The 26,210-nt window shown below is 33.0% G+C and carries 43 protein-coding genes and 1 pseudogene; all 44 read left to right on the top strand.

From position 1 onward, the window contains the following. Window positions 1–30: 30 nt before the first annotated feature. The gene (gene tuf / locus HBE96_RS12605; protein ID WP_169298090.1) at window positions 31–1,224 is read left to right on the top strand and encodes an elongation factor Tu; all 1,194 of its coding nucleotides are present in this window, start codon (window positions 31–33) and stop codon (window positions 1,222–1,224) included. 344 nt (window positions 1,225–1,568) lie between these two features. Then, on the top strand, window positions 1,569–1,877 hold the full coding sequence (gene rpsJ / locus HBE96_RS12610; protein WP_169298103.1) for a 30S ribosomal protein S10: 309 nt from the start codon (window positions 1,569–1,571) through the stop codon (window positions 1,875–1,877). Between the two features lie 74 nt (window positions 1,878–1,951). Continuing rightward, window positions 1,952–2,581, top strand: coding sequence for a 50S ribosomal protein L3 (rplC, locus tag HBE96_RS12615; RefSeq protein WP_169298104.1), 630 nt, complete (start codon window positions 1,952–1,954; stop codon window positions 2,579–2,581). A 25-nt stretch (window positions 2,582–2,606) separates the two neighbouring features. Further along, entirely contained in the window at window positions 2,607–3,227 is a 621-nt protein-coding gene (gene rplD / locus HBE96_RS12620) for a 50S ribosomal protein L4 (protein WP_169298105.1), read from the top strand. Further along, window positions 3,227–3,520, top strand: a complete 294-nt coding sequence (rplW, locus tag HBE96_RS12625) for a 50S ribosomal protein L23 (RefSeq protein WP_169298106.1) — start codon at window positions 3,227–3,229, stop codon at window positions 3,518–3,520. Before rplD ends, rplW begins: the two co-directional genes overlap by 1 nt. Window positions 3,521–3,579: 59 nt before the next feature. Further along, complete coding sequence (gene rplB / locus HBE96_RS12630) at window positions 3,580–4,413, top strand: 50S ribosomal protein L2 (protein ID WP_169298107.1); 834 nt, start codon at window positions 3,580–3,582, stop codon at window positions 4,411–4,413. A gap of 65 nt (window positions 4,414–4,478) precedes the next feature. After that, window positions 4,479–4,763, top strand: coding sequence for a 30S ribosomal protein S19 (gene rpsS, locus HBE96_RS12635; RefSeq protein ID WP_169298108.1), 285 nt, complete (start codon window positions 4,479–4,481; stop codon window positions 4,761–4,763). Between the two features lie 21 nt (window positions 4,764–4,784). Continuing rightward, a complete protein-coding gene (gene rplV / locus HBE96_RS12640; protein WP_169298109.1) occupies window positions 4,785–5,120 on the top strand; it encodes a 50S ribosomal protein L22 in 336 nt (111 codons plus the stop codon). 15 nt (window positions 5,121–5,135) lie between these two features. Beyond that, complete coding sequence (gene rpsC / locus HBE96_RS12645) at window positions 5,136–5,807, top strand: 30S ribosomal protein S3 (RefSeq protein ID WP_169298110.1); 672 nt, start codon at window positions 5,136–5,138, stop codon at window positions 5,805–5,807. 16 nt (window positions 5,808–5,823) lie between these two features. Next, window positions 5,824–6,267, top strand: a complete 444-nt coding sequence (gene rplP / locus HBE96_RS12650) for a 50S ribosomal protein L16 (RefSeq protein ID WP_169298111.1) — start codon at window positions 5,824–5,826, stop codon at window positions 6,265–6,267. Further along, a complete protein-coding gene (rpmC, locus tag HBE96_RS12655; RefSeq protein ID WP_169298112.1) occupies window positions 6,257–6,460 on the top strand; it encodes a 50S ribosomal protein L29 in 204 nt (67 codons plus the stop codon). Before rplP ends, rpmC begins: the two co-directional genes overlap by 11 nt. A gap of 20 nt (window positions 6,461–6,480) precedes the next feature. After that, complete coding sequence (gene rpsQ, locus HBE96_RS12660; protein ID WP_169298113.1) at window positions 6,481–6,735, top strand: 30S ribosomal protein S17; 255 nt, start codon at window positions 6,481–6,483, stop codon at window positions 6,733–6,735. Window positions 6,736–6,764: 29 nt separating this feature from the next. After that, the gene (gene rplN / locus HBE96_RS12665; RefSeq protein ID WP_007062380.1) at window positions 6,765–7,133 is read left to right on the top strand and encodes a 50S ribosomal protein L14; all 369 of its coding nucleotides are present in this window, start codon (window positions 6,765–6,767) and stop codon (window positions 7,131–7,133) included. Window positions 7,134–7,151: 18 nt separating this feature from the next. Beyond that, complete coding sequence (gene rplX / locus HBE96_RS12670; protein WP_169298114.1) at window positions 7,152–7,475, top strand: 50S ribosomal protein L24; 324 nt, start codon at window positions 7,152–7,154, stop codon at window positions 7,473–7,475. Between the two features lie 22 nt (window positions 7,476–7,497). After that, a complete protein-coding gene (gene rplE / locus HBE96_RS12675; RefSeq protein WP_169298115.1) occupies window positions 7,498–8,043 on the top strand; it encodes a 50S ribosomal protein L5 in 546 nt (181 codons plus the stop codon). A gap of 12 nt (window positions 8,044–8,055) precedes the next feature. Continuing rightward, window positions 8,056–8,241 (top strand): type Z 30S ribosomal protein S14, encoded by a 186-nt coding sequence (locus HBE96_RS12680; protein WP_029160299.1) that lies wholly within the window; start codon window positions 8,056–8,058, stop codon window positions 8,239–8,241. Between the two features lie 31 nt (window positions 8,242–8,272). Continuing rightward, complete coding sequence (gene rpsH / locus HBE96_RS12685; RefSeq protein ID WP_169298116.1) at window positions 8,273–8,671, top strand: 30S ribosomal protein S8; 399 nt, start codon at window positions 8,273–8,275, stop codon at window positions 8,669–8,671. A gap of 108 nt (window positions 8,672–8,779) precedes the next feature. Further along, complete coding sequence (gene rplF, locus HBE96_RS12690; protein WP_169298117.1) at window positions 8,780–9,322, top strand: 50S ribosomal protein L6; 543 nt, start codon at window positions 8,780–8,782, stop codon at window positions 9,320–9,322. An 18-nt stretch (window positions 9,323–9,340) separates the two neighbouring features. Continuing rightward, window positions 9,341–9,700, top strand: coding sequence for a 50S ribosomal protein L18 (rplR, locus tag HBE96_RS12695; RefSeq protein WP_007062386.1), 360 nt, complete (start codon window positions 9,341–9,343; stop codon window positions 9,698–9,700). Window positions 9,701–9,716: 16 nt separating this feature from the next. Beyond that, window positions 9,717–10,214 carry a 30S ribosomal protein S5 gene (gene rpsE, locus HBE96_RS12700; protein WP_169298118.1) on the top strand — a complete coding sequence of 166 codons (498 nt, stop codon included), beginning with the start codon at window positions 9,717–9,719 and terminating at the stop codon, window positions 10,212–10,214. Window positions 10,215–10,228: 14 nt separating this feature from the next. Beyond that, on the top strand, window positions 10,229–10,408 hold the full coding sequence (gene rpmD, locus HBE96_RS12705; RefSeq protein WP_169298119.1) for a 50S ribosomal protein L30: 180 nt from the start codon (window positions 10,229–10,231) through the stop codon (window positions 10,406–10,408). A gap of 22 nt (window positions 10,409–10,430) precedes the next feature. Continuing rightward, window positions 10,431–10,871 carry a 50S ribosomal protein L15 gene (rplO, locus tag HBE96_RS12710; protein WP_169298120.1) on the top strand — a complete coding sequence of 147 codons (441 nt, stop codon included), beginning with the start codon at window positions 10,431–10,433 and terminating at the stop codon, window positions 10,869–10,871. Between the two features lie 2 nt (window positions 10,872–10,873). Then, the gene (gene secY, locus HBE96_RS12715) at window positions 10,874–12,154 is read left to right on the top strand and encodes a preprotein translocase subunit SecY (protein ID WP_169298121.1); all 1,281 of its coding nucleotides are present in this window, start codon (window positions 10,874–10,876) and stop codon (window positions 12,152–12,154) included. 24 nt (window positions 12,155–12,178) lie between these two features. Next, window positions 12,179–12,832 carry an adenylate kinase gene (locus HBE96_RS12720; protein WP_169298122.1) on the top strand — a complete coding sequence of 218 codons (654 nt, stop codon included), beginning with the start codon at window positions 12,179–12,181 and terminating at the stop codon, window positions 12,830–12,832. Beyond that, the gene (map, locus tag HBE96_RS12725; protein ID WP_169298123.1) at window positions 12,829–13,578 is read left to right on the top strand and encodes a type I methionyl aminopeptidase; all 750 of its coding nucleotides are present in this window, start codon (window positions 12,829–12,831) and stop codon (window positions 13,576–13,578) included. The genes HBE96_RS12720 and map overlap by 4 nt, the downstream gene beginning before the upstream one ends. Window positions 13,579–13,589: 11 nt before the next feature. Then, entirely contained in the window at window positions 13,590–13,877 is a 288-nt protein-coding gene (locus tag HBE96_RS12730) for a KOW domain-containing RNA-binding protein (protein ID WP_169298124.1), read from the top strand. Between the two features lie 7 nt (window positions 13,878–13,884). Further along, window positions 13,885–14,103 (top strand): translation initiation factor IF-1, encoded by a 219-nt coding sequence (gene infA, locus HBE96_RS12735; RefSeq protein WP_007062394.1) that lies wholly within the window; start codon window positions 13,885–13,887, stop codon window positions 14,101–14,103. 12 nt (window positions 14,104–14,115) lie between these two features. Continuing rightward, window positions 14,116–14,229 carry a 50S ribosomal protein L36 gene (gene rpmJ / locus HBE96_RS12740; protein WP_007062395.1) on the top strand — a complete coding sequence of 38 codons (114 nt, stop codon included), beginning with the start codon at window positions 14,116–14,118 and terminating at the stop codon, window positions 14,227–14,229. 142 nt (window positions 14,230–14,371) lie between these two features. Beyond that, complete coding sequence (rpsM, locus tag HBE96_RS12745) at window positions 14,372–14,743, top strand: 30S ribosomal protein S13 (RefSeq protein ID WP_169298125.1); 372 nt, start codon at window positions 14,372–14,374, stop codon at window positions 14,741–14,743. A 22-nt stretch (window positions 14,744–14,765) separates the two neighbouring features. Beyond that, window positions 14,766–15,164 (top strand): 30S ribosomal protein S11, encoded by a 399-nt coding sequence (gene rpsK, locus HBE96_RS12750; RefSeq protein WP_169298126.1) that lies wholly within the window; start codon window positions 14,766–14,768, stop codon window positions 15,162–15,164. A 20-nt stretch (window positions 15,165–15,184) separates the two neighbouring features. After that, window positions 15,185–15,805, top strand: a complete 621-nt coding sequence (gene rpsD, locus HBE96_RS12755; RefSeq protein WP_169298127.1) for a 30S ribosomal protein S4 — start codon at window positions 15,185–15,187, stop codon at window positions 15,803–15,805. A 63-nt stretch (window positions 15,806–15,868) separates the two neighbouring features. Beyond that, entirely contained in the window at window positions 15,869–16,816 is a 948-nt protein-coding gene (locus HBE96_RS12760; RefSeq protein ID WP_169298128.1) for a DNA-directed RNA polymerase subunit alpha, read from the top strand. A gap of 55 nt (window positions 16,817–16,871) precedes the next feature. Further along, entirely contained in the window at window positions 16,872–17,213 is a 342-nt protein-coding gene (rplQ, locus tag HBE96_RS12765; RefSeq protein WP_169298129.1) for a 50S ribosomal protein L17, read from the top strand. Window positions 17,214–17,305: 92 nt separating this feature from the next. Further along, window positions 17,306–18,151: an energy-coupling factor transporter ATPase gene (locus tag HBE96_RS12770; protein WP_169298130.1), complete on the top strand. Its 846-nt coding sequence runs from the start codon at window positions 17,306–17,308 to the stop codon at window positions 18,149–18,151. Further along, window positions 18,136–18,990, top strand: coding sequence for an energy-coupling factor transporter ATPase (locus tag HBE96_RS12775; RefSeq protein WP_169298131.1), 855 nt, complete (start codon window positions 18,136–18,138; stop codon window positions 18,988–18,990). The genes HBE96_RS12770 and HBE96_RS12775 overlap by 16 nt, the downstream gene beginning before the upstream one ends. 12 nt (window positions 18,991–19,002) lie before the next feature. Beyond that, window positions 19,003–19,809, top strand: a complete 807-nt coding sequence (locus HBE96_RS12780) for an energy-coupling factor transporter transmembrane component T family protein (RefSeq protein ID WP_169298132.1) — start codon at window positions 19,003–19,005, stop codon at window positions 19,807–19,809. Next, window positions 19,800–20,543 (top strand): tRNA pseudouridine(38-40) synthase TruA, encoded by a 744-nt coding sequence (gene truA / locus HBE96_RS12785; protein WP_169298133.1) that lies wholly within the window; start codon window positions 19,800–19,802, stop codon window positions 20,541–20,543. Before HBE96_RS12780 ends, truA begins: the two co-directional genes overlap by 10 nt. Before the next feature lie 154 nt (window positions 20,544–20,697). Continuing rightward, window positions 20,698–21,132: a 50S ribosomal protein L13 gene (rplM, locus tag HBE96_RS12790; RefSeq protein ID WP_007062406.1), complete on the top strand. Its 435-nt coding sequence runs from the start codon at window positions 20,698–20,700 to the stop codon at window positions 21,130–21,132. A 25-nt stretch (window positions 21,133–21,157) separates the two neighbouring features. Then, window positions 21,158–21,550, top strand: coding sequence for a 30S ribosomal protein S9 (gene rpsI / locus HBE96_RS12795; RefSeq protein ID WP_169298134.1), 393 nt, complete (start codon window positions 21,158–21,160; stop codon window positions 21,548–21,550). 109 nt (window positions 21,551–21,659) lie between these two features. Further along, entirely contained in the window at window positions 21,660–22,376 is a 717-nt protein-coding gene (cwlD, locus tag HBE96_RS12800) for an N-acetylmuramoyl-L-alanine amidase CwlD (RefSeq protein WP_169298135.1), read from the top strand. Between the two features lie 629 nt (window positions 22,377–23,005). After that, on the top strand, window positions 23,006–23,995 hold the full coding sequence (locus HBE96_RS12805; protein WP_169298138.1) for a GntR family transcriptional regulator: 990 nt from the start codon (window positions 23,006–23,008) through the stop codon (window positions 23,993–23,995). 18 nt (window positions 23,996–24,013) lie between these two features. Beyond that, the gene (glmS, locus tag HBE96_RS12810; protein WP_169298136.1) at window positions 24,014–24,424 is read left to right on the top strand and encodes a methylaspartate mutase subunit S; all 411 of its coding nucleotides are present in this window, start codon (window positions 24,014–24,016) and stop codon (window positions 24,422–24,424) included. 51 nt (window positions 24,425–24,475) lie between these two features. Next, complete coding sequence (gene glmL / locus HBE96_RS12815; protein WP_169298137.1) at window positions 24,476–25,867, top strand: methylaspartate mutase accessory protein GlmL; 1,392 nt, start codon at window positions 24,476–24,478, stop codon at window positions 25,865–25,867. Window positions 25,868–25,879: 12 nt separating this feature from the next. Further along, window positions 25,880–26,210: pseudogene (locus HBE96_RS12820) on the top strand (methylaspartate mutase subunit E); the annotation flags it as partial.

Here is a 26,210-nt window from a genome sequence, read left to right on the forward strand (position 1 = left end):
AAAATAAATTGATTTTTGGGAGGAATAAAAATGTCAAAAGCAAAATTTGAAAGAAACAAACCACACGTAAACATAGGAACAATAGGACACGTAGACCATGGTAAGACAACATTAACAGCAGCAATAACAATGGTGTTAGCAAAAGAGGGAAAAGCAGAAGCATTTAAATATGACGAAATAGATAAAGCACCAGAAGAAAAAGAAAGAGGAATCACAATCAACACAGCACACGTAGAATATGAAACAGAAAACAGACACTATGCACATGTAGACTGTCCAGGACATGCTGACTATGTAAAGAACATGATAACAGGAGCAGCACAAATGGATGGAGCAATCTTAGTTGTATCAGCAGCAGATGGTCCAATGCCACAAACAAGAGAACATATACTACTAGCTTCAAGAGTAGGAGTAAGTTACATAGTAGTATTCTTAAATAAAGCAGACCAAGTAGACGATCCAGAATTATTAGAATTAGTAGAAATGGAAGTTAGAGAATTATTAAACGAGTATGACTTCCCAGGAGATGACATTCCAATAATAGTAGGAAGTGCATTAAAAGTAATAGAAAACCCAGATGATGCAGAAGCAACAAAATGCATACATGAATTAATGGCAGCAGTAGATAGCTATATACCAACACCAGAAAGAGCAACAGATAAAGCATTCTTAATGCCAGTAGAAGATGTATTCACAATCACAGGAAGAGGAACAGTTGCAACAGGAAGAGTTGAAAGTGGAATACTAAAAGTTGGAGACGAAGTAGAAATCGTAGGATTAAAAGAAGAAAAAGGCAAGACAACAGTAACAGGAGTAGAAATGTTCAGAAAGTTACTAGATCAAGCAATGGCAGGAGATAATATAGGAGCATTATTAAGAGGAATCCAAAGAGATGACATCGAAAGAGGTCAAGTATTATCAAAACCAGGATCAGTACACCCACATAAGAAATTTGTAGGTCAAGTGTACGTATTAAAGAAAGAAGAAGGCGGAAGACATACACCATTCTTCAATGGATATAGACCACAGTTTTATTTTAGAACAACAGACGTTACAGGATCAATCGCATTACCAGAAGGAGTAGAAATGGTTATGCCAGGAGATCATATAGACATGAACGTTGAACTTATTACACCAGTAGCAATGGATGAAGGATTAAGATTTGCAATAAGAGAAGGCGGAAGAACAGTTGGTTCAGGAGTTGTTACTAAAATAGTTGAGTAATTTTTGATTTTAAAAGTTAAATGCATTTAATGGAAAAAGGAAAGAGGACGCTCTTTCCTTTTTTATAAAATAATTTTAAGTGATTTTATAAATAAAAAATACTTGTCAAATATAAAAATATATTGTATAATTAAGAAGTTGTATTGTGATAACAGCGATGAGGCAAGAGGTTGCCGGGCTTCCGGGTAATTCTTGACTGAGTATGCCGGGTCTTGAACCGGGCGACGGTGGTTGTGCAGGTGACTATTTTTGGGTAAAAATACGAAACACCCGGAGCAGTTTACATAACCAATCCGCTGTTGTACGTAAGAAGTAAAGCGTGCATGAAAAGGAGGGAAATAGCAATGGCAAAACAAAAAATAAGAATTAGATTAAAGGCGTTTGATCATAACATATTAGATCAATCAGCTGAAAAGATTGTAGAAACAGCAAAAACAACAGGTGCAAAGGTAGCAGGTCCAGTGCCACTACCAACAGAAAAAGATGTTGTAACTATATTAAGAGCTGTACATAAGTACAAAGACTCTAGAGAGCAGTTCGAAATAAGAACTCATAAAAGACTTATAGATATAATAAGTCCATCACCAAAAACTGTTGATGCTCTAATGAGATTAGACTTACCAGCAGGTGTTGATATTGAAATAAAATTATAATTGTAATAGATAACTATTACTAACGATTATGACCGCCTAAGGCGATCCGCTAATACGTTGAGGAGGTGCAGAGTATGAAAAAAGCTATACTAGGTAGAAAACTTGGTATGACTCAAATATTTGATGAAAATGGGAAAATAGTCCCTGTTACAGTAATTGAAGCAGGTCCATGCGTAGTTGTTCAAAAGAAAACTACAGAAAAGGATGGATACAATGCTATACAAGTAGGATTTGATGACATAAGAGAAAAGCTTGTAAACAAACCAGTAAAAGGACACTTTGCAAAGGCTGGTGCTGCTTTAAAGAGATTTGTAAAAGAATTAAAAATCGAAGACATAAGCGCATATGAAGTAGGACAGGAAATAAAAGCTGATGTATTTGCAGCAGGTGAAAAGATTGATGTATCTGGAGTTTCTAAAGGTAAGGGCTTCCAAGGTACAATTAAGAGATGGAATGCTCAGAGAGGACCTATGTCCCATGGCTCAAAATTCCATAGAGCACCAGGTTCTATGGGAGCATCATCTGATCCATCAAGAACATTTAAAAACAAGAAAATGCCTGGACATATGGGAAATGTAAATACAACAGTATTAAACCTACAAATTGCAAAAGTTATGCCTGAGAAAAACATTATATTAATAAAAGGTGGAGTACCAGGACCTAATAAAGGCTTTGTAGTAATAAGAAATTCAGTTAAAGCTTAAGTTTTGGTAGAAAGGAGGATACAGAATGCCTACAGTAGGATTATTTAATAAAGAAGGTAAAAAAGTTGGAGATGTTCAACTTTCAGATAACGTATTTGGAGTTGAAGTAAATCAATATGCACTACATCAAGTAGTTGTTGCATTACTTGCAAATAAAAGACAGGGAACTCAATCAGCTAAGACTAGAGCTGAAGTTTCTGGAGGCGGAATAAAACCTTGGAGACAAAAAGGAACTGGTAGAGCAAGACAGGGTTCAATAAGAGCACCACAATGGATTCATGGTGGAATGGTTTTTGCAGTAAAACCAAGAGACTATAGAACTTCAGTTCCAAAGTCAATGAGAAAAGTAGCTATGAAATCAGCTCTTACAAGCAAAGTTAATGATGAGCAGATAGTAGTTCTAGAAAACTTAGAATTAGAAGCTCCAAAGACAAAGGAAGTAGTTGCAATGTTAAATGCATTAAATGCGAAGAAAACATTGATAGTTACATCTGAGTCAAATGAAAATGTGTATAAGTCAGCAAGAAATATACAAGGTATAGAAATAATGCCAGTTAATAACTTAAATGTATATGATTTATTAAAATATGAGAAGCTTGTAATAACTAAGGAAGCTGTATCAAAAATTGAGGAGGTGTATGCATAATGAAATTAACTAATTATGATATCATAAGAAGACCTATTGTAACTGAAAAAAGTATGTCTTCAATGAGTGATAAAAAATACACCTTTGTAGTTGACATACATGCTAACAAGTCAATGATAAAAAGAGCAGTAGAAGATGTATTTGGAGTAAAAGTAGAAGACGTTAAAACATCAAGATATATAGGAAAGACAAAAAGAGTTGGCGTACACATTGGAAAAAGAGCGGATTACAAAAAAGCTATTGTTAAATTAACAACAGACAGTAAAACAATAGAGTTTTTTGAAGGAATGTAATTTAAAATAAGCAGGTAATGGTTAGAAACCAGATAAGCTGAAAGAAGGAGGGAATACCGATGGCAGTTAAAGGATTTAATCCTACTACCCCTTCAAGAAGAAACATGACAGTTAGTACATTTGAAGAAATAACTACAAATGTACCAGAAAAGTCACTTCTTGTTGCATTAAAGAAGAGCGGTGGTAGAAATGCAAACGGTAAAATAACAGTTCGTCATATTGGTGGCGGTGCTAAACAAAAGTATAGAATAATAGATTTCAAAAGAAATAAAGATTCAATTCCAGCTAAGGTAGCTACAGTAGAATATGATCCAAATAGATCAGCATATATAGCTCTTGTAGTTTATGCTGATGGAGAAAAGAGATACATAATAGCTCCAGTTGGATTAAAAGTTGGAGATATTATAGTATCAGGTGCAGATTCTGACATAAAGACAGGAAATTGTCTTCCACTACAAAACATACCTGTTGGTACAATTGTTCATAATGTAGAATTGTCAGCAGGAAAGGGAGCACAGCTTGTTAGATCAGCTGGAACATCAGCTCAACTTATGGCTAAAGAGGGCGGATATGCTACTTTAAGACTTCCAAGTGGTGAAATGAGATACGTAAAAATAGAATGTAGAGCAACTATAGGAACGGTTTCAAACTTAACTCATGAAATCACTAATATAGGTAAAGCTGGTAGAACAAGACACATGGGAATCAGACCTACAGTTAGAGGTTCTGTAATGAATCCTAATGACCATCCACACGGTGGTGGTGAAGGTAAATCACCAGTCGGACACGCAAGTCCAATGACTCCATGGGGCAAACCAGCACTTGGATATAAAACTAGAAAACATAAGAAATATTCAGATAGATTTATTATTAAGAGAAGAAACGATAAATAGTAGGAAGAGAATGTTAAGTTCTCTTCACTGCTTATTAGTTACGTTGTATGAAGGGAGGCCAAATCGTGAGTAGATCAGTTAAAAAAGGACCTTATGTTCAAGAAACACTTTTAAATAGAATAAACGAAATGAATAAAAATGGTGAGAAGAAAGTTGTAAAAACTTGGTCAAGAAGTTCAACTATATTCCCACAAATGATAGGTCATACAATAGCAGTACATGATGGAAGAAAACATGTACCTGTATATATATCAGAGGATATGGTAGGACATAAGTTAGGAGAATTTTCATTAACTAGAACATTTAAAGGACATATAGATAGAACTGAGAAATCAAGTAAGTTAAAATAGTCTAGAAAGGAGGTAATATCTATGGAAGCTAAGTCTATAGCTAAATATGTGAGAATGTCATCAATGAAAGTAGGAGTTGTTCTTGATTTGATAAGAGGCAAAAACGTAAATGAAGCTTTTGCTATATTAAAATATACTCCAAAAGATGCAGCTGAGGTTATTAATAAAGTTTTAAAATCAGCAGTTGCAAATGCAGAAAATAATTTAAGTTTAGATATAAATAACTTATATGTTGCGGAGGCGTATGCTTGTCAAGGACCAACATTAAAGAGATTCAGACCACATGCTCAAGGAAGAGCTTTTAGAATCAAGAAAAGAACTAGTCACGTAACAGTAGTTGTTAAAGAAAGAGCTTAAGAAGGAGGGAAACAGATGGGACAGAAAGTACATCCACATGGCCTAAGAGTTGGCGTAATTAAAGATTGGGATGCCAAATGGTATGCAGATAAGAAAAATTTTGCAGATAACCTAGTGGAAGATAATAAGATCAGAGAATTTGTAAAGGCTAAAACTGCTTCAGCTGGAGTTTCAAGAATTCAAATTGAGAGAGCAGCTAAAAGAGTTAAGTTAAACATATTTACAGCTAAGCCTGGTATGGTAATAGGAAAAGGCGGTTCAGGAATAGATGCTTTAAAAGCTAGTATCCAAAAGATAGTTACAGATAAGAACATCTTAATAAATATTGTTGAAGTTAAATCAGCAGAAGGTGATGCACAACTTATGGCTGAAAATATAGCTCAACAACTTGAAAAAAGAATTTCATTCAGAAGAGCAATGAAGCAAACTATTCAAAGAGCAATGAAAACTGGTGTTAAAGGAGTTAAAACTTCATGTTCAGGAAGACTTGGTGGAGCTGAAATAGCAAGAACTGAGCAATATCATGAAGGAACAATTCCACTACAAACATTAAGAGCTGATATAGATTATGGATTTGCAGAAGCAGATACAACATACGGAAAAATCGGAGTTAAAGTATGGGTATATAGAGGAGAAGTTCTTCCTGTTAAGAAAGTAGCTCAAAATAAGGAAGAAGTTAACGCATAGGAAGGAGGAATATCATATGTTAATGCCTAAGAGAGTTAAACATCGTAAGGTACAACGTGGTAGAATGAAGGGCAAAGCTACAAGAGGAAACTTTATAGCATATGGAGATTTTGCTATACAGGCTACTGAATGTGGATGGATTACAAGCAATCAGATAGAATCTGCCAGAATAGCTATTAATAGATACATTAAAAGAGGAGGAAAACTTTGGATAAAGATTTTCCCAGATAAGCCAGTTACTGAAAAGCCTGCTGAAACTCGTATGGGTTCTGGTAAAGGATCACCAGAATACTGGGTATCCGTTGTTAAACCAGGTAGAGTATTATTCGAATTGTCAGGTGTTAATGAAACTGTTGCAAGAGAAGCTATGAGACTTGCATCACACAAATTACCTTTAAAGACTAAATTTGTGACTAGGAGAGATTTTGAAGAAGTGGGTGGTGAAAATAATGAAGGCTAAAGAATTGCAAGAATTAAGACAAAACAGCCCCCTAGATTTGCAGGGTAAACTAGGAGATCTTAAAGCCGAATTATTCAATTTAAGATTTCAGTTAGCCACAGGTCAATTGGAAAATCCAATGAGAATTAAAGAAGTTAAAAAATCTATAGCCCAAATTAAGACCATCCTTAGAGAAGAAGAGCTAAGGGCATAGACTGAAAGGAGGTTTGTTCTGTGGAAAGAGGAAATAGAAAAACAAGAATAGGTAAAGTTGTTTCTGACAAAATGGATAAGACAATAGTAGTAGCAATAGAAACAAAAGTTCGTCATCCATTATATGGAAAAACAGTTAATAGAACAACTAAATTTAAAGCTCATGATGAAAATAATGAAGCAAAAATTAATGATAGAGTTTTAATAATGGAAACACGACCATTATCAAAAGATAAGAGATGGAGACTTGTAGAAATAGTTGAAAAGGCTAAATAGTATATAAAGCTGAAAGGAGGGTATTTTCAATGATTCAGCAACAAACATTGTTGAAAGTTGCAGATAATTCCGGTGCTAAGGAAATTATGTGTATAAGAGTATTAGGTGGTTCCAAAAGAAAATGGGGAAACATTGGTGATATAATAGTTGCTAGCGTTAAAAGTGCAACACCAGGCGGTGTTGTTAAAAAAGGTGAAGTTGTAAAGGCAGTTGTAGTAAGATCAGTAAAAGGCTTAAGAAGAGCTGATGGTTCTTACATAAGATTTGATGAAAATGCTGCTGTTATAATAAAAGAAGATAAAAACCCTAAGGGAACTCGTATCTTCGGACCAGTTGCAAGAGAGCTAAGAGATAAAGATTTTACAAAAATATTATCATTAGCACCTGAAGTTCTATAAGATAAGGAGGTGGCTATAATGGCATTAAATAAAATACATGTTAGAAAAAAAGACACGGTTATGGTTATATCCGGAAAAGATAAGGGTAAAACAGGAGAAGTTTTAGCCGTAATGCCTAAAACAGGAAAAGTAATTGTTAAAGGCATCAATGAAGTAACAAAACACCAGAAACCAAACAGAGCAAATATGCAGGGCGGAATAATTAAAAAGGAAGCTCCTATATATAGTTCAAAAGTAATGTTATATTGTGATAAATGTAAATCAGTAACAAGAATAAGCCATAAATTATTAGAAGATGGAACAAAAGTTAGAGTTTGTAAGAAGTGCGGAGAAACATTCTAATCTTTGAAAGGAGGGCTAAATAATGATCTCAAGATTACAAGAAAAATATCAAAAGGAAGTAATTCCGGCTTTAATGGATAAATTTGGATATAAAAATGTTATGGAGTTACCAAAGTTAGAGAAGATAGTTATTAATATGGGTGTTGGTGAAGCTAAGGATAACCCAAAGGTGTTAGAAGCTGCAGTAAGTGATTTAACACTTATTACAGGTCAAAAACCAATTTTAACTAGAGCAAAGAAATCTATTGCTAACTTCAAAATAAGAGAAAACATGCCAATAGGTTGTAAAGTTACATTAAGAAAAGATAAGATGTATGAATTTGCAGATAAATTAATGAATGTTGCTTTACCAAGAGTTAGAGACTTTTCTGGAGTTTCAGATAAAGCTTTTGATGGAAGAGGAAACTATTCATTAGGAGTTAAAGAGCAATTAATGTTCCCAGAAATAGAATATGATAAAATAGATAAAGTAAGAGGTATGGATATAATCTTCGTTACAACTGCAAACACTGACGAAGAAGCAAGAGAATTATTAAGATTCCTTGGAATGCCATTCACTCAGAAATAAGGAGGGGAAAACGTGGCACGTAAAGCTTTAATAGAAAAGTGGAATAAGGACCCAAAATATTCAACTAGAGCTTACACTAGATGCAGAATTTGTGGAAGACCTCATTCTGTATTAAGAAAGTTTGGTATATGCCGTATTTGTTTCAGAGAACTTGCTTACAAAGGTGAAATACCAGGATGTAGAAAAGCAAGTTGGTAATGATAATTGTTAATGAAAGGAGGCACAATAAATGGTAATGACTGATCTTATCGCAGATTTACTTACACGTATAAGAAACGCAAACATTGTTAGACATGAAATAGTAGAAGTACCTTCTTCTAACATAAAGAAGGCTATTTTAAATATAATGCTTCAAGAAGGATATATAAAAGACGTAGAGGAATATACAGATGGTTCCGTTAATATGTTAAGACTTGCAATGAAGTATGGTCAAAGTAAAGAAAGAGTTATAACTGGTCTTAAAAGAATATCTAAGCCAGGATTAAGAGTTTATTGCAGAAAAGAAGAAATACCAAAAGTTTTAAATGGCTTGGGAATAGCTGTAATATCAACTTCAAAAGGAATTATTACAGACAAAGAAGCAACAAAACTTGGAGTAGGCGGAGAAGTTCTTTGCTACATATGGTAATTTGAAGATATAAAAGAAATGTAAAGTATTATTACTTAAGTCAAAGTAATTAGGATATATAGCAAATTAAGCTTGTTATGTGCCTATAGGAATACAGGAGGTGTAATCATGTCAAGAATAGGAAAGCTCCCAGTAGCTATACCAAACGGCGCAACTGTTACAGTAACACCAGACAACGTTGTTACTGTAAAAGGACCAAAAGGCCAACTTGTTAGAGCTATGAGCAAAGATGTAAATATAGCTCTTGAAGACAACCATGTAGTTGTTACAAGAGACAGCGATGTAAAGAATGTAAGAGCTCTTCACGGATTAACAAGAGCACTAATAAATAACATGGTTATCGGAGTAACTGAAGGATATGCAAAAACACTGGAATTAGTAGGTGTTGGTTACAGAGCTCAGTTACAAGGTAAAAAATTAGTTATGAATCTTGGATATTCACATCCAGTTGAAATAGAACCAGTTGAAGGCGTAGTATTTGAAACACCTGCTGCTACTAAAGTTATCGTTAGAGGTATTGATAAAGAATTAGTTGGTGCCGTTGCAGCAGATATAAGAACTTGGAGAAAACCTGAACCTTACAAGGGAAAAGGTATCAAATACGAAAACGAAGTTATAAGACGTAAAGAAGGTAAGACTGGTAAGAAATAATAGAAAGGAGTGACTTTTATGTTCAATAAAGACGACAGAAAAAAAGCTAGAGTAAGACGTCATCTTAGAGTTCGTAAGAAAATTTTTGGAACAACTGAAAGACCTAGATTTGCAGTATATAGAAGTGAAAAAAATATATATGCTCAAATAATAGATGATATAAATGGAAAAACTTTAGTTTCTGCTTCAACTTTGGATAAAGATTTCGAAGGTATAGGCAGTAATAAAGAATCAGCTAAAAAAGTTGGTGAAATAATAGCTAAAAGAGCTATTGAACATGGAATAAAAGAAGTAGTTTTTGATAGAGGCGGATATGTATATCACGGAAGAGTACAGAATCTTGCAGAAGGCGCAAGAGAGGCTGGTTTACAATTCTAAAGAAGGAGGGAAATAAATGAGAATCGATCCTAGCACTTTAAATCTTAAAGAAAAAGTTGTATTTATAAACAGAGTTGCTAAGGTTGTTAAAGGTGGTAGAAACTTTAGATTTAGTGCCCTTGTAGTTGTTGGTGATGAAAATGGTCACGTAGGCGTAGGAACTGGTAAATCTATAGAAATACCTGAAGCAATCAGAAAAGGCATAGAAGATGCTAAAAAGAATTTAGTAGAAGTTGCAATGCTTGGTACAACAGTACCACATGATATACAAGGTGAATTTGGTACTGGAAGAGTACTTATAATGACAGCATCAGAAGGTACAGGAGTTATAGCAGGAGGTCCTGCTAGAGCGGTACTTGAACTTGCAGGATTAAAGGATGTTAGAGCTAAATCTTTAGGATCCAATAATCCAAGAAATATGGTTAATGCTACTATAAACGGTTTATCAAGATTAAGAACAGCAGAACATGTTGCTAATCTTAGAGGTAAATCTGTTGAAGAAATTTTAGGTTAGGGGGGGAATGAACCTTGGCTAAAATTAAAATAACTTTAACTAAAAGCTTAATAGGAAGAAAAAAAGATCATATTGCTACTGTTAACGCTCTTGGATTAAAGAAAATAGGAAAAGTTGTAGAACATGAGGATACTCCTCAGATTAAAGGTATGATAAAAAAAGTTAGCTATCTTCTAAATGTAGAAGAAGCGTAATACAGAGGAGGTGTAAGTTGAAATGAAACTTCATGAGTTAAAACCAGCAGAAGGATCAAGAAAAGCTCCTAAAAGAGTAGGTAGAGGTACTGGTTCAGGTTTAGGAAGAAACGCTGGTAAAGGTGAAAAAGGACAAAAAGCTAGATCCGGCGGCGGAGTCAGATTAGGTTTTGAAGGCGGACAGATGCCTTTATTCAGGAGACTTCCCAAAAGAGGATTTACAAATATATTTGCAAAAGAATTCTCAACTATAAATGTTGATAGATTAAATATTTTTGAAGATGGCACTGAAGTTACACCAGAATTACTATTATCAAAAGGAATAGTAAGGAAATCAAAAGATGGTGTTAAGATACTTGGCAATGGTGATTTGCAGAAAAAATTAACTGTAAAAGCAGCAAAATTCTCACAGGTAGCTAAAGAAAAAATAGAAGCGCTTGGAGGAAAAGTTGAGGTGGTATAATAATGTTATCAACCTTACGTAATGCCTGGAAAGTTCCGGAGTTGAGAAAAAGATTATTGTTTACAATACTAATGATAGCAATTTTCAGGATGGGAAATTTTATTCCTGTTCCTGGAATTGATACTACAAAACTTGCTGATTTAACTAAAGGCGGATCATTATTTGGTTTTTATGATTTGATAGCAGGTGGTGCATTTAGTAGATTTAGTATATTTGCTCTTGGTGTAGTACCATTTATTAACTCTTCCATCATAATGCAATTATTGCAAATTGCGATTCCTGCGTTAGAACAACTTTCTAAAGAAGGAGACGATGGAAGAAAGAAAATACAACAATATACAAGATATGCTGCAGTGCCTTTAGCAGCAATTCAAGCTATTAGTACATATGTTATAATAGCTAGAGCTAATGCACTTCATGATCCATATAATAAAGTTAATGCATTTTTAATAATACTTACATTGACTACAGCTTCAACGTTTTTAATTTGGCTTGGTGATAGAATTACTGATAGTGGAATTGGAAATGGTATATCGCTTTTAATATTTGTAAATATTATTTCTGGATTTCCAAAGACACTAAATCAAATTATAGGACTGCAGAAAATGGAGACAATTAATTTTATTGAGCTTGTAGCACTGGTTGTGGTGGCATTTGCAATGTTTGTAGCAGTAGTAATTATGACTTTATCAGAAAGAAGAATACCTATACAATATGCTGGAAAAACATCAGGTGGAAAGCTTTATAAAGGTCAATCCACTCATATTCCTATTAATGTAAATGGTTCAGCAGTTATTGGAATAATATTTGCTATATCTGTTATGCAGTTTCCAATGACTATAGGTCAGTTTTGGCCAAATTCAGCTTTCTATAAATTTGTAACTGCAGGTAAATTTAGTATATTTAAAGATGGTAGTTGGCAATATGCACTAACTTATTTTTTATTAACAATATTCTTTACTTGGTTTTATACAGAGGTTACTTTGAAGCCTGAAGAAATGTCAGAAAACATGCATAAGTCATCAGGATTCATACCAGGAATAAGACCAGGAGAACCTACAACTGAGCACATAGAAAAAGTTCTTGCTAAAGTTTCAATACTTGGTGGATCTTTTGCAGGAGTGATAGCAGTAATACCAATGATAGCTCAAAATCATACAAACTTTAAAGGTATATATTTTGGGGCTACTGGATTGCTTATTATTGTAAATGTTGCTATAGAAACAATAAAGCAAATAGAGTCACAGTTGGTAATGCGTCATTACCAAGGGTTCTTAAGGTAATAAAAATATTTGGAGATGATTCAAGTGAAAATAATTTTATTAGGTCCTCCAGGAGCTGGAAAAGGAACTCAGGCTAAATTAATTAGTGAAAAATTTTTAATACCTCATATATCTACAGGAGATATTTTTAGAAAGAATATTTCAGAAAAAACTCCTCTTGGAATTGAGGCTAAAACATATATGGATAATGGAAAGCTAGTACCTGATGAAGTTACTATAGGAATAGTAAAAGATAGGTTGAATGAAGATGATTGTAAGAATGGCTTTTTATTAGACGGATTTCCAAGAACAGTTAAGCAGGCTGAAGCTTTAGATTCATTTTTAAATGCTAATGAACAAAAAATTGATACTGCATTACTTATAGATGTTCCTAAGGAATTTATTCTAGAAAGGATGACAGGAAGAAGAGTTTGTTCAAAATGTGGCGCAAGCTACCATGTAAAGTTTAATCCTTCTAATGTTGAAGGAAAATGTGATGCTTGTGGCGGCGAATTAATACAAAGAAAAGATGATACTGAAGCAACTGTTAAAGAAAGATTAGATGTGTATGATAGGCAGACTCAACCACTTATTCAATACTATAAAAATCAAAGTATACTCTCAACAGTAGAAGGAACAGGAGAAATAACAAAAGTTTTTGATGAAATTTGTAATGTTCTAGGAGCTGTTGGTAAATGATAATAATTAAAACAGACAGAGAAATAGAGTATATGAGGCAGGCGGGTAAAGTTGTTGGAAATACCCTGTTGAAACTTGAAGAAGCAGTGAAACCTGGTATAACAACTGCAGAATTGGATAGAATTGCAGAAAGCTATATTGAAAAACAGGGAGCAAAACCATCCTTTAAAGGGTATTGTGGATTTCCAGGTTCAATATGTACTTCAGTTAATAAGGAAGTAGTTCATGGTATTCCAAATAAAAATGTAATTTTGCAAGAAGGCGATATAATAAGCGTTGATTGTGGAGCTATATTGAATGGATATCAGGGCGATGCAGCAAGAACTTTTGCTGTAGGCAAAATTTCTAAAGAAGCTGAAAACTTAATTGAAGTGACAAAACAAAGTTTTTTTAAAGGTGTTGAAAAAGCTGTTGTTGGAAATAGATTAACTGATATTTCTGCATCTATTCAAGCTTATGCTGAAAGCTTTGGATATTCTATAGTAAGAGAATATGTAGGTCATGGTATAGGCAAAGATATGCACGAAGATCCTGAGGTACCTAATTATGGAAGACCTGGAAGAGGACCAAAATTAACTCGGGGTATTGTGCTCGCCATAGAACCTATGGTAAATGCAGGAAAATGCCGTGTAGAAACAGAACCTAACAATTGGACTGTTGTAACAATGGATGGTAGCCTATCAGCTCATTATGAAAATACCGTTGCTATTTTAGAGAACGGTCCTGAGATACTGACCTTAATTTAATAGAGGTGAATATGTTGTTAGACAGTAATAGCTGTATAGGAAAGTTAGTTTGTTCAAAAGCAGGAAGAGATAAAGGAAAATTCTTCATAATACTAAGCGTGTTAGATGATGAATATGTTTATATTTGTGATGGAGACCTTAGAACTGTAGAAAAACCAAAAAAGAAAAAAGTGAAGCATTTAAACTTTACTAGTTCTGTAGCTGAAGAAATAAGAGATCTGTTAATATCAAATCAAAAAGTTAATAGTGCGATGATAAGAAAATTTATGCAGTCTTACGACAAGAATAAGGAGGTTTGATTACCTTATGTCAAAAGATGATGTTATAGAAATGCAGGGTACTGTTTTAGAAGCGTTACCTAATGCTATGTTTGAAGTAGAATTGGAAAGCGGACATAAAATATTGGCACATATATCAGGTAAGTTAAGAATGAACTTTATAAGAATTCTTCCAGGTGACAAAGTTACAGTAGAGCTTTCTCCATACGATTTAAGTCGTGGAAGAATAACCTGGAGAGCAAAGTAAGGAGGGTTAGCTATGAAAGTAAGACCATCAGTTAAGCCTATGTGTGAAAAATGCAAAATTATTAAAAGAAAAGGAAGAGTAATGGTTATCTGTGAAAATCCTAAACACAAACAAAAACAAGGCTAATAAATTATTAATAAAAAACAATTTTATGTTATTAATGTTTTAGGATGCGGCTGCATGTAGAATTAAAATTATTCTATTGACCTAAAGCTTTATATAAAAAATAAATCCATACCAACTAGATATTCAGGAGGTGTAAATTTTAATGGCAAGAATAGCAGGTGTCGACCTACCAAAGGAAAAAAGAGTAGAAATAGGTCTAACTTATATATATGGTATAGGACTACCAACTTCTCATAAAATCCTTAGTGAAACTGGAGTAAATCCAGATGTTAGAGTTAAGGATTTAACTGAAGAAGAAGTTAATACGTTAAGAGACTATGTAAATAAGAACATAAAGGTTGAAGGCGACTTAAGAAGAGAGATTGCTCTTAACATAAAGAGATTAATCGAAATTGGATGTTACAGAGGAATAAGACATAGAAGAGGTCTTCCAGTAAGAGGACAAAAGACTAAGACAAACGCAAGAACAAGAAAAGGTCCTAAGAAAATGATAGGGGCTAAGAAAAAGAAATAACAGAGCGTAAGGAGGGAGAAAGATGGCAGCTGGATCAAAGAATAGAAAGACTAGAAGAAGAAAAGAGAAAAAGAATATTGAGCATGGCTGTGCACATATAAAATCAACTTTTAATAATTCAATAGTAACTATAACTGATGCTGTAGGAAATGCATTATCATGGGCTAGTGCAGGTGGATTAGGATTTAGAGGTTCTAGAAAGAGTACTCCATTTGCTGCTCAAATGGCAGCTGAAACATCAGCAAAAGCAGCTATGGAACATGGATTAAAGAGTGTTGAAGTATACGTTAAGGGACCAGGAGCTGGTAGAGAAGCTGCAATAAGATCACTACAAGCTGCTGGATTAGAAGTTACATTGATTAAAGATGTTACTCCTATACCACATAACGGATGCAGACCACCAAAAAGAAGAAGAGTTTAGGTATAGGAGGTGTAAATTTAATGGCAAGATATACTGGAGCAGTATGTAGATTATGTAGAAGAGAAGGCTTAAAATTATTCCTTAAAGGGGATAGATGCTTTACAGATAAATGTGCAGTTTCTAGAAGAGGTTATGCACCAGGACAGCACGGACAAAGTAGAAAAAAATTATCTAACTATGGATTACAATTAAGAGAGAAACAAAAAGCTAGAAGAATATATGGAATACTAGAAGGACAGTTCAGAACATATTATGAAAGAGCTGAAAGAAAAAGAGGTATATCAGGTGAAAACTTGTTAAAACTTCTTGAAATGAGACTTGATAATGTAGTTTATAAATTTGGATATGGAAACTCAAGACCTGAAGCTAGACAGTTAGTAACACACGGACACTTTTTAGTAAATGGTAAGAAGGTAGATATCGCTTCTTATCAAGTTTCACCTAATGATGTTATAACTGTAAGTGAAAAGAGTAGAGCAACAGAAAAGTTTAAGACTTTTGCTGAAAATCCAAAAACTTTACCAGCTTGGTTAGAAGGAAATCCAGAAAACTTTGAAGGAAAAATTCTTAGAGAGCCTTCAAGAGAAGATATCGATGTTCCTGTTAACGAAACATTAATAGTAGAGTTATATAGTAAATAATTAATATTAGAATCAGTTGCCCTCAAAATAAATTGAAATACAAATAGAAGGAGGGTTATATTCATGTTAGAGATAGAAAAGCCTAAAATAGAATGTGTTGAAGTTAGTGAAGATGGTTCCTATGGAAAATTTGTAGTGGAACCATTAGAAAGAGGTTATGGTATCACTCTTGGTAATGCATTAAGAAGAATTCTTCTTTCTTCTTTACCAGGAGTTGCTGCAAACCACATAAAAATAGATGGTGTACTTCATGAATTCTCAACTGTTCGTGGAGTAAAAGAAGATGTTGCTGAATTAGTTTTAAACATAAAATGTCTAGCTTTAAAGATGAATGGAGAAGGTCCTAAAACTATTTATATAGATGCACAGGGCCCAGGAGAAGTTACTGCAGGAGACATAAAGACAGATGAAGACATAGAAATAATTAATAAGGATTTACATATAGCAACTCTTGATGATGATGGAAGATTATATATGGAAATCCAAGTTAGTACTGGAAGAGGATATGTTTCTCAAACAAAGAACAAATCTGAGGATATGCCTATAGGTACTATTGCAGTAGATTCAATCTATACTCCTATCAAAAGAGTCAACTTTGTTGTAGGAAATACAAGGGTAGGCCAAATTACTGATTATGATAAGTTATCTTTAGAAGTATGGACTAATGGCACAATAATGCCCGATGAAGCTATAAGTTTATCAGCTAAAATTCTTATAGAGCACTTTAAATTATTTATGACATTAACTGATCATGCAAATAATGTTGAAATAATGGTTGAAAAAGAAGAAGATAAGAAAGAAAAAGTTCTTGAAATGACTATAGAAGAACTAGATCTTTCAGTTAGAAGTTATAATTGTTTAAAGAGAGCAGGAATAAATACTGTTCAAGAATTAACAGAAAGAACAATGGATGATATGATGAAGGTTAGAAACCTAGGTAAGAAATCCTTAGAAGAAGTAGAGCAAAAACTTGAAGCCTTAGGATTATCTTTAAAACAGAGTGAAGAATAAAAAAGAATATTAACATTGTTTACTCAAAGAAAAACGAAGGTAAGGAGGTATAGAGATGGCAGGATATCGTAAATTAGGTCGTCCAACTGATCAAAGAAGAGCAATGCTTAGAAATCTTGTTACTAGTTTTTTAAAGCATGGAAAGATAGAAACAACAGAAACTAGAGCAAAAGAAACTAAAAACTTAGCAGAAAAAATGATCACTCTTGCAAAAAGAGGGGATCTTCATGCTAGAAGACAAGTACTTTCATTCGTAACTGAAGAGGAAGTAGTTAAAAATTTATTTGATGAAGTAGCTCCTAAATATGCTGAAAGAAATGGTGGATATACTAGAATATACAAAGTAGGTCCAAGAAGAGGCGATGGAGCTGAAGTAGTTATACTAGAGTTAGTATAAGATTTAGGGGATTAAGTAAACTAGCTTAATCCCCATTTTCTTATATATAAGTATATAAATAATTTGCTGCATTAATTTAGCGAGGTGCTTCCATGAAAGATAAGATGATAGAATGTAAGAATGTTATTTATAAGTATGAAAACGCTGATAAAAATGGAACAAAATTGGCTATTAATAATGCTAGTCTTGAAGTGAAAAAAGGAGAGTTTCTGGTTGTTCTAGGAAGGAATGGTTCTGGAAAATCAACTATAGCAAAGCATATGAATGCATTGTTAATTCCAACTGATGGGAAAGTGTATGTGAGTGGATTAGATACATGTGATGAAAAAAATGTTTGGACTATAAGAAACAAAGCTGGTATGGTTTTTCAAAATCCAGATAATCAAATAGTTGCAACTATTGTAGAAGAAGATGTTGCTTTTGGTCCAGAAAATCTAGGAATTGATCCTGCGGAAATAAGAAAAAGAGTAGACGAATGTTTAAAAAGAGTAAATATGTATCAGTATAAGAAGCATGCGCCTCATTTACTATCTGGAGGTCAAAAGCAGAGAGTGGCTATAGCAGGAGTGCTGGCTATGATGCCTGAATGTATAATATTTGATGAATCCACTGCTATGTTAGATCCATCAGGAAGAAAAGAAGTAATGAAAACTATAAAAGAGATAAATAGTAAGTATGGTATAACTATAATACTAATTACTCATTATATGGAAGAAGCAGTAAAGGCTGATAGAATAATAGTTATGGATGAAGGAAAAGTTATGATGGAAGGTACTCCTAGGGATATTTTTAGTCAAGTTGAAAAGATGAAAAATATAGGACTTGATGTACCTCAAATGACAGAGCTAAGCTATGAACTGCGGGAAAGTGGCATAAATATAAGAACAGATATATTAACTATAGATGAGATGGTGGATGAATTATGTCAATTAAAATAGAAAACTTAACTCATGTGTATATGAAAGGATCTCCTTTTGAAAAAAAGGCATTAGACAATGTTAATGCTAATATCAATGAGGGAGAATTTGTTGCTTTAATTGGTCATACTGGTTCAGGAAAATCTACACTTATTCAGCATATTAATGGTTTATTAAAACCAAGTTCAGGAAAGATCATAATAGATGATGTGGATATTACTGAAAAGAAAATTAATCTAAATTTCATAAGGAAAAAAGTAGGTCTTGTATTCCAGTATCCTGAGTATCAACTTTTTGAAGAAACTATAGAAAAAGACATTGCTTTTGGTCCTAAAAATTTAGGATTAAGTGATGATGAGATAAACAGCAAAGTAAAGAAAGCTATGAACATGGTTGGGTTGGATTATGAAAGGTATAAAGACAAGTCTCCCTTTGAATTAAGTGGGGGTCAAAAAAGAAGGGTTGCTATAGCAGGTGTAGTGGCTATGGAACCTAAAGTCTTAATATTAGATGAACCGACAGCAGGTCTTGATCCAAAAGGAAGAGATGATATTTTAGGTCAAATAAAAGATTTACACAAAGCATATAAAATGACTATTATACTTGTTTCTCATAGTATGGAAGATGTAGCAAAACTTGCAGATAGGATACTAGTTATGCATGAAGGAAAAACTATACTTGATGGAACACCAACACAAGTGTTTAAAGAAATAGATACATTGGAAAGCGTTGGGCTTGCAGTACCGCAAGTTACTTATCTTGCAAGAGCCCTCAAAGAAAAAGGAATAAATATATCTGATGATATATTTACTATACAGCAAGCTAAAGCGGAGATACTAAGAATACTAAAAAAACGTTAGGGGAGCTAGTAAATGATTAAGGATATTACAATAGGCCAATATGTACCTGGCGACTCTTTTATCCATAAGTTAGATCCACGAGTAAAGATATTAATATCTTTAATATATATAGTAGATCTATTTTTAGTAAATACCTTTAAAGGGTACATATTCATAATAGCATTTACTTTACTTTCAATAATTATATCTAAGGTTCATTTTAGCTATATATACAAAGGACTTAAACCAATACTTATATTAGTATTAATAACTGCATTATTAAATATTTTTATGACAGATGGTAAAAATCCGCCATTATATGCTTGGAAATTTTTGAAGGTGTATAAAGAAGGTTTAGTACTTGCTGCATTCATGGTTTTAAGACTTGTATTTTTAATAATTGGAACATCGTTATTAACGTTAACTACATCACCAATAGAATTAACAGATGGTATAGAAAAACTTCTAAATCCACTTAAGAAAATAGGTGTACCTGCTCATGAATTAGCAATGATGATGACTATAGCATTAAGATTTATTCCAACTTTGATGGATGAAACAGATAAGATAATGAAAGCTCAAATGGCTAGAGGCGCTGATTTTGAATCAGGAAATTTAATTCAAAGAGCAAAAAACCTTATTCCTATACTAGTTCCTCTTTTTATAAGTTCCTTTAGAAGAGCTGACGAATTAGCAATGGCTATGGAAGCTAGATGTTATAGGGGCGGTGATGGAAGAACTAGAATGAAGGAATTAAAAATGACTAACAGAGACTTTATTGCAGGAATAAGTGTAGTAGCATTGGTAGCTGTTTCTGTATGGAGTAATACATGGCATTAACTAAAAATATTAAGTTATTAATTGAGTATGATGGTACTAATTATTGTGGATGGCAAAGACAAAATAATGGTGAATCAATTCAACAAAAAATTGAGGAAGCTATCGAAAATGTTACTGGAGTTTTTTCAAAAGTTATAGGATCTAGCAGGACGGATGCAGGAGTTCATGCCAAAGGATTTGTTTGTAATTTTTTTACGGAAAATTCGATACCTCCAAATAACTTTAAAAGGGCACTAAATGCTTTTTTGCCAGAAGATATAGTTGTTGTAGAGTCTAAAGAAGTAGATAAAGAATTTCATTCTAGATATAATAGTATAGGTAAGAGATACGTGTATACTGTAGTAAATGGATCTAATAGACCAGCCATAGAAAGAAATTATGTATATTATTTTAATAAAACATTAGATATTGAACGGATGAGAAAAGCATCAAAGTATTTTTTGGGAACTCATGATTTTTCTGCATTTAAAAAGCAGGGAAGTTCTGTAAAAACATCTGTGAGAACAATAAAAGAACTTACAATAGATAAAGATGGTAAATACATAAGGTTTAGTATCACAGGAGATGGATTCCTATATAATATGGTTAGAATTATAGTGGGAACCTTGTTAGATGTAGGAGTTAGCAAGTTTAACCCTGAAGATATTGAGAAAATAATTACTTCTAAAAATAGAGCTAATGCAGGAAAATCTGTTCCAGCATGTGGATTAATTTTAGAAGAAGTGTTTTATTAAGGAAACTAAGTAATTTCAGTGTTTAACTTATTGACACGCCAGGGAGATTGTATTATAATAATGTATGTTTGTATTATAAGTATAAAAGATCCACTAGCCCCGGATCTTTATATAGAGGTACGTATTTTGTAAAAGAATTTAGGGAGGTAAAAACATGAAATCATACATAGCAAAACCACAAGAAGTTGAAAGAAAATGGTATGTTGTTGATGCTGCTGGAAAGCCACTAGGAAGAGTAGCAAGCCAGGTTGCTTCAATATTAAGAGGAAAAAATAAACCTACATTTACACCACATGTTGATACAGGAGATTTTGTTATAATAATAAATGCAGAAAAGGTAGTTTTAACTGGTAAAAAATTAGATCAGAAAATGTTAAGACACCATTCACTTTATCCAGGTGGATTAAAAGAGACTCCATATAGAGAGGCTATAGCAAAGAAACCTGAATTTGTATTCCAAGAAGCAGTTAGAAGAATGCTTCCAAAGGGCGTATTAGGAAGACAAATGCTTAAAAAGTTAAAAGTATACAGAGGTGCTGAGCATGATAATCAAGCTCAAAAACCAGAAGTATTAGAATTAAGATATTAATTGGAAGCTGGAAGGAGGAGAAAAAATGGCTAAAGTTCAGTATTTTGGAACAGGAAGAAGAAAAAAATCAATTGCAAGAGTAAGACTTGTACCTGGTGAAGGTAAAGTAGTAATAAATAAAAGAGAAATGGAAAGCTATTTCGGATTAGAAACTTTAATGGTTATAGTTAACCAACCATTAGTTTTAACAGGAACTAAAGAAAAATTTGATGTATTAGTAAATGTACACGGTGGTGGATTTACTGGTCAGGCTGGAGCTATAAGACATGGTATTTCAAGAGCACTTTTAAAGGCTGATGAAAACCTAAGACCAGAACTTAAGAAAGCTGGTTTCTTAACAAGAGATCCAAGAATGAAAGAAAGAAAGAAATATGGTCTTAAAAAGGCTAGAAAAGCTTCACAGTTCTCAAAGAGATAAGAAAGAGAGAGGAATTTCCTCTCTTTTTTTATTGTAAAAAATTGTGTTAATTAAAAAGCGATATTAAGGCATAGAATATAGATGAAGTTTTATTTTAGGAGGGGTAATAGTGCGTTTTAAAAATAGAATATTAATGTTAGTTGTTTTAACTGTATCTTTGGGATTAGTTTCTGTATTTTATGTTAATATCAAATATTCTATGCCTATGTTTCATTTAAACACAAGTAGTAATGATAAAAAAAATGTAACCATACTTATAGATCCTGGCCATGGTGGAATTGATGGTGGAGCTGAGTCTAGAAGTGGAATTTTAGAGAAAGACATAAATTTGAAAATATCATTAAAGTTTAAATCTGAATTAGAAAAGCAAAAATACAAAGTAATTATGACAAGAGAAGAAGACAAAGGATTATATGAAGATAATGGCAGAATAAGAAAGAAAAAAGTTGAAGATTTAAATAACAGATGTAAAATGAAAAAAGATAGCAAATGTAATATGTTTGTAAGCATACATCTTAATATGTTTCCTGAAGAAAAATACTATGGAGCGCAGGTTTGGTATTCTAAAAATGCGGAGAGTGAGAAGCTTGCAAAAATAACTCAGGAAAATTTACGAAGAGATTTAGATCCTAATAACAAGAGAAAAGAAAAGCCTGCATTAGATTCCTATAAAGTATTAAGATGTAATGATAGTATGCCATCTATACTTGTAGAATGTGGCTTTTTATCTAATCAGGTGGAAGCTGAAAAATTAAATACTAGTGAATACCAAGATAAAATAGTGAAGTCACTTATAAAATCAATTGATGATTATTATGAACAATAGTAAAAAAATGTAAAATTGTAGAAACAAGGCCTGATATTGTGAAAGAAAGCATTCAGGTCTTGTCATTTTTTAAGTAAAGTTTTATGAAATATTAGGTAGAAATTTGTTGTTTTTTTATCCAATTGCTATCATTATTATCACTTCCACTTTCTATCAAAATGGGGGATAGCTACTTTACGCCTGTAGATAAGATTTCCTAAGATTCGGATGGGTTAAATACCTAAATGGTATTTAACGAGCTTTGCTCAGGAACTAAATACCTAAATGGTATTTAACGAGCTTTGCTCAGGAACTAAATACCTAAATGGTATTTAACGAGCTTTGCTCAGGAACTAAATACCTAAATAGTATTTAATGAGTTTTTGCTTTGGAAAAAGTCATTCTTATAAGCAAAATCCATTTGAACCTAAGAATTGCTTGATGTTTGAGTATGCAAACTTAGGTAAGTTATGTTAATTAATTAATGTATTGGTAAATTGAAAAGTGTGTGTAATTATAGTAAAAATAAGTGTACTCAAATATAGAAAATGACGAAATTTTCTTAAAATTGCATATTGACAAAAAGTTATTGAAGTCAATTTTCAGGTGTGATATCATTAAATCAAGAAATGGACTAGTCCATTAATCCAATAAGTTTCGGGGTGATTGCTATAGAAATTAAAATAGATAAAGACAGTGGAGTGCCACTGTACTTACAGGTAAAAAAGCAAATTATGAACTTAATCAAGACTGATACTTTGATGGTAGGCAATAAAATGCCAACTGAAAGAGAATTGTCTGAAAGGTTAAAAGTAAGTAGGAATACTATAAGTACAGCGTATAACGAGCTGGAACAAGAAGGAGTTTTAAAATCCTATCAAGGACGAGGAACTTTTGTAGCAGAAGAAGCCAATCCATGGAAAGTACAAAACATAAAAGAAAAGATAATAAAGTTTGTAGATTTAGGATTTGAAGAAGCTTTAGAAAGTGGTATGGATGCGGATGAGTTTTTAGAAGTTGTTATGCAGCGAGTAAGAGAAAAAAAGGAACTTATGAGTAAAATAACAGCATTATATGTTGAATGTAATATTGAACAAGCCAAAATGTTTAGTAAACAATTAATGGATAGTACCAATATGAATGTTATACCATTTACTTTAGAGGATATAAGAACTGCAACAAAAGAAACTAAAAGCGTGATAGAAAAGAGTCAAGTAATAATAGCAACGTTTAATCATGTTAACGAGGTAGTAAGGTTGACAAGACCATTTAAAAAGGAAGTAATTGGAGTAGCTATAAATGTTGATTTACAAACGATAGTTAAAATTGCAAGATACCCTGAACAAACTAAATTTGGATTCGTTTGTATGTCTCAAGAGTTTATGTTTAAAGCTAGAGGTGCTTTAGAAAAAGCAGGACTTGCCAATATTGATATTCAATACACAAATACAACAGATAAAGAGGAATTGGCAAAAATTGTGTCTAATTCGGATGTGATAATAGTATCTCCAGGTAGATATAAAGATGTAAAGGAAAATATTACAGAAGATAAGGAAACAATGAAGTTTTTATATAGCTTGGATGATAGTTCTGTAAAAGCTTTAAAATCAAAAATAATAGAATTAAAATATCAAAAGTAAAGGTTGGGGGGATTATTAATGAAGACTTTAGTTATAGGTGTAATCGGTTCTGATTGCCATGCAGTTGGTAATAAAATACTACAACACTCGTTTACACAAGCAGGATTTAATGTAGTTAATATAGGAGTACTTTCTCCACAGGAAGACTTTATTAATGCTGCTATAGAAACTAATGCAGATGCGATAGTAGTTTCATCTCTATATGGACATGGTGAAATCGATTGTAGAGGCTTAAGAGAAAAACTTAATGAATCAGGATTGGATGGAATACTATTATATGCTGGTGGAAATTTGGTAGTAGGAAAACAAAAGTGGGAAGATATAGAGAAGAAATTTAAAGAAATGGGATTTGATAGGGTTTATGCACCAGGCACATCACCAGAAGTTGACATTGAAGATTTAAAGAAAGATTTAAAAATTGAAGATTAGAATATTAATTAAAAATAAAGGCTCTATGTGAGTAAAACAGGAGTGATTGAGTTGAATAGTTACTTGCTGATAGATTTTGGTAGCACATATACAAAGCTTACTGCTGTAGATGTAGAAAGTGAAGAAATCCTTGCCACAGCGAAGGATATTACTACTGTAGAAAGTGACATAATGGTAGGTTTTAATAACGCCTATAAAAAACTTCAAGAGAAACTAGAAGGAAAAGAAGTTAATTTTTTAAAAAAACTAGCATGTTCTTCTGCTGCAGGTGGATTAAAAATGGTAGCTATTGGATTAGTGCCAGAACTTACAGCTGAAGCGGCTAAAAGAGCAGCACTTGGTGCTGGTGCTAGGGTTTTAAATGTTTATAGTTATGATCTTACATCAAAAGAAATAAACGAAATGAAAAATTCTAATTTAGATATTATACTTTTAGCAGGGGGAACAGATGGGGGAAACAAACAGTGTATAATCCATAATGCTAAAATGCTTGCTGAAAGTGGAATAAATAAGCCAGTAGTTGTAGCTGGAAATAAGGTTGCAGTAGATACAGTTGAGGAAATATTAAGCGGAGCTAATATGTTTTATAGAGTTACAGATAACGTAATGCCAAAACTTAATGTTTTAAATGTGGAACCAGCTAGAGAAGAAATAAGAAAGATATTTATGGAAAAGATAGTTGAAGCAAAAGGAATGAAAAAAGCTGAAAACTATATAAGTGGAATATTAATGCCAACTCCAGCAGCAGTGCTTAAAGCTGCAAGGGTTTTAAGTGAAGGAACGGACAAAGAAGATGGAGTAGGAGATTTAGTAGTTGTAGATATAGGAGGGGCCACTACAGATGTGCATTCATTGGCAGATGGAGAACCATCAAAGGCAGGAGTTACTTTAAGAGGACTTCAAGAACCATTTGCTAAAAGAACTGTTGAGGGAGATTTAGGAATGAGGTACTCTGCAGAAGCATTATTAGAAGCGGCAACTACAAAAAAAATATGTAGATATTTAAATGATAAAAGTGTAGATGTAGAAGCAAATTGTAAATTTAGAGTAGAAAATATAAAAATGGTACCAAAGACCAAAGAAGAAATAAAATTTGATGAAGCTATGGCTAAAGCAGCAACTGAAATATCATTAGAAAGACATGTAGGTGTACTTGAAACATTGTATACTCCATGTGGAGTAATATATTCACAGGAAGGCAAAGATCTTTTAGAAGTAAAATACCTTATAGGAACAGGTGGAGTACTAGTTCATAGTGAAAATCCTGCAGAAATATTAAAGGCAGGAACTTTTGATCAAACTAATCCTACACATTTGAAACCTAAAAATCCACAGTACTTACTTGATAAAACGTACATAATGTCTGCTATGGGGCTTTTAGCTGAAGAATATCCAGATATGGCAGTTAGAATAATGAAAAAATATTTAGTGAAAGTTGATTAGGGGGTAATTCAGGTGGAACTTAAAAATAAAAAGTGGACAGATGAAGAATTTTTCGAAATGAGAAAAGAAGTATTAAGCCAGTGGCCAACAGGAAGCGAAGTGGACTTAAAGGAAGCTGTAGAATATTTAAAAAAGGTGCCAGAACATAAGAACTTTTCAGTAAAATTAAGAAAAGCTAAGGAAGCAGGAATAACATTAGCACAACCAAGAGCAGGAGTTGCGCTAATAAATGAACATATAGAACTTTTAAAGCATCTTCAAGATGAAGGAGATGCAGATTTATTACCATCAACAATAGATAGTTATACAAGACAGAATAGATATGATGAATGTGAAATAGGAA

It is taken from the genome of Clostridium muellerianum (assembly GCF_012926525.1).
Taxonomy (GTDB): domain Bacteria; phylum Bacillota; class Clostridia; order Clostridiales; family Clostridiaceae; genus Clostridium_AM; species Clostridium_AM muellerianum.

Bases quoted from the DNA above. Each gene is read 5' to 3' on its own strand.
- map (WP_169298123.1), top strand. From the start codon at position 12,829: ATGATAATAATTAAAACAGACAGAGAAATAGAGTATATGAGGCAGGCG.
- rplV (WP_169298109.1), top strand. From the start codon at position 4,785: ATGGAAGCTAAGTCTATAGCTAAATATGTGAGAATGTCATCAATGAAA.
- rpsD (WP_169298127.1), top strand. From the start codon at position 15,185: ATGGCAAGATATACTGGAGCAGTATGTAGATTATGTAGAAGAGAAGGC.
- glmS (WP_169298136.1), top strand. From the start codon at position 24,014: ATGAAGACTTTAGTTATAGGTGTAATCGGTTCTGATTGCCATGCAGTT.
- HBE96_RS12760 (WP_169298128.1), top strand. From the start codon at position 15,869: ATGTTAGAGATAGAAAAGCCTAAAATAGAATGTGTTGAAGTTAGTGAA.
- rpsM (WP_169298125.1), top strand. From the start codon at position 14,372: ATGGCAAGAATAGCAGGTGTCGACCTACCAAAGGAAAAAAGAGTAGAA.
- rplQ (WP_169298129.1), top strand. From the start codon at position 16,872: ATGGCAGGATATCGTAAATTAGGTCGTCCAACTGATCAAAGAAGAGCA.
- rplN (WP_007062380.1), top strand. From the start codon at position 6,765: ATGATTCAGCAACAAACATTGTTGAAAGTTGCAGATAATTCCGGTGCT.
- infA (WP_007062394.1), top strand. From the start codon at position 13,885: ATGTCAAAAGATGATGTTATAGAAATGCAGGGTACTGTTTTAGAAGCG.
- rplF (WP_169298117.1), top strand. From the start codon at position 8,780: ATGTCAAGAATAGGAAAGCTCCCAGTAGCTATACCAAACGGCGCAACT.
- rpsE (WP_169298118.1), top strand. From the start codon at position 9,717: ATGAGAATCGATCCTAGCACTTTAAATCTTAAAGAAAAAGTTGTATTT.
- rplR (WP_007062386.1), top strand. From the start codon at position 9,341: ATGTTCAATAAAGACGACAGAAAAAAAGCTAGAGTAAGACGTCATCTT.
- tuf (WP_169298090.1), top strand. From the start codon at position 31: ATGTCAAAAGCAAAATTTGAAAGAAACAAACCACACGTAAACATAGGA.
- rpsI (WP_169298134.1), top strand. From the start codon at position 21,158: ATGGCTAAAGTTCAGTATTTTGGAACAGGAAGAAGAAAAAAATCAATT.
- rplP (WP_169298111.1), top strand. From the start codon at position 5,824: ATGTTAATGCCTAAGAGAGTTAAACATCGTAAGGTACAACGTGGTAGA.
- truA (WP_169298133.1), top strand. From the start codon at position 19,800: ATGGCATTAACTAAAAATATTAAGTTATTAATTGAGTATGATGGTACT.
- rplC (WP_169298104.1), top strand. From the start codon at position 1,952: ATGAAAAAAGCTATACTAGGTAGAAAACTTGGTATGACTCAAATATTT.
- HBE96_RS12770 (WP_169298130.1), top strand. From the start codon at position 17,306: ATGAAAGATAAGATGATAGAATGTAAGAATGTTATTTATAAGTATGAA.
- rplX (WP_169298114.1), top strand. From the start codon at position 7,152: ATGGCATTAAATAAAATACATGTTAGAAAAAAAGACACGGTTATGGTT.
- rpsC (WP_169298110.1), top strand. From the start codon at position 5,136: ATGGGACAGAAAGTACATCCACATGGCCTAAGAGTTGGCGTAATTAAA.
- HBE96_RS12775 (WP_169298131.1), top strand. From the start codon at position 18,136: ATGTCAATTAAAATAGAAAACTTAACTCATGTGTATATGAAAGGATCT.
- rpmJ (WP_007062395.1), top strand. From the start codon at position 14,116: ATGAAAGTAAGACCATCAGTTAAGCCTATGTGTGAAAAATGCAAAATT.
- rpmC (WP_169298112.1), top strand. From the start codon at position 6,257: ATGAAGGCTAAAGAATTGCAAGAATTAAGACAAAACAGCCCCCTAGAT.
- rplW (WP_169298106.1), top strand. From the start codon at position 3,227: ATGAAATTAACTAATTATGATATCATAAGAAGACCTATTGTAACTGAA.
- rplM (WP_007062406.1), top strand. From the start codon at position 20,698: ATGAAATCATACATAGCAAAACCACAAGAAGTTGAAAGAAAATGGTAT.
- rplD (WP_169298105.1), top strand. From the start codon at position 2,607: ATGCCTACAGTAGGATTATTTAATAAAGAAGGTAAAAAAGTTGGAGAT.
- HBE96_RS12730 (WP_169298124.1), top strand. From the start codon at position 13,590: ATGTTGTTAGACAGTAATAGCTGTATAGGAAAGTTAGTTTGTTCAAAA.
- rpsK (WP_169298126.1), top strand. From the start codon at position 14,766: ATGGCAGCTGGATCAAAGAATAGAAAGACTAGAAGAAGAAAAGAGAAA.
- HBE96_RS12780 (WP_169298132.1), top strand. From the start codon at position 19,003: ATGATTAAGGATATTACAATAGGCCAATATGTACCTGGCGACTCTTTT.
- secY (WP_169298121.1), top strand. From the start codon at position 10,874: ATGTTATCAACCTTACGTAATGCCTGGAAAGTTCCGGAGTTGAGAAAA.
- rplB (WP_169298107.1), top strand. From the start codon at position 3,580: ATGGCAGTTAAAGGATTTAATCCTACTACCCCTTCAAGAAGAAACATG.
- rplO (WP_169298120.1), top strand. From the start codon at position 10,431: ATGAAACTTCATGAGTTAAAACCAGCAGAAGGATCAAGAAAAGCTCCT.
- rpsJ (WP_169298103.1), top strand. From the start codon at position 1,569: ATGGCAAAACAAAAAATAAGAATTAGATTAAAGGCGTTTGATCATAAC.
- rplE (WP_169298115.1), top strand. From the start codon at position 7,498: ATGATCTCAAGATTACAAGAAAAATATCAAAAGGAAGTAATTCCGGCT.
- rpsH (WP_169298116.1), top strand. From the start codon at position 8,273: ATGGTAATGACTGATCTTATCGCAGATTTACTTACACGTATAAGAAAC.